The sequence below is a fragment of the Nonomuraea sp. NPDC048916 genome (assembly GCF_040649575.1).
GTDB lineage: Bacteria > Actinomycetota > Actinomycetes > Streptosporangiales > Streptosporangiaceae > Nonomuraea.
In genome coordinates this window covers 1-406 of record NZ_JBEZFS010000264.1, presented here as the reverse complement: position 1 = coordinate 406, position 406 = coordinate 1, and the positions used below count along the sequence as shown (strand labels likewise).

Here is a 406-nt window from a genome sequence, read left to right as displayed (position 1 = left end):
GCTGAAGGCGCGCTTGGTCCTCTTCTGGTGCTTGAAGACGGTCTCGCCCCCCTGCTTCACCTCGGTCACCGAGTACGTGTCGTTCTGCTGGCCGCTCGTGGCGAAGGTGGCGTAGGAGCCCGCCATGCGGATGGCGCTGGGCGATGAGGTACCGATGGAGAACGAGGGAACGGTCGCGTCGGCCATGAAGGTGTCGTCCTTCAGACCGGAGGCGACGGCGACGTCCTTGACCTTGTCCGTCCCGACGTCCATGCCGAGCTGCACGAACGGGGAGTTGGCGGACTGCTCCATGGCCGTCCGCAGGTCGATCTCACCGTAGTCCTTGCCGCCGTCGTTGGTCTGACGCCATTCCTCGTTGTCCTGATTCAGCCAGATCTTGCCCGTGTAGTCCTTGATCCGCAGCAGG

1 protein-coding gene is annotated in these 406 nt (G+C 64.0%); it reads right to left on the bottom strand.

Going from position 1 to position 406, the window contains the following annotated elements:
- Positions 1 to 406, bottom strand: a 406-nt coding sequence (locus tag AB0C16_RS40780) for a penicillin-binding transpeptidase domain-containing protein (RefSeq protein WP_357691576.1), incomplete at both ends; no start/stop codon positions are given.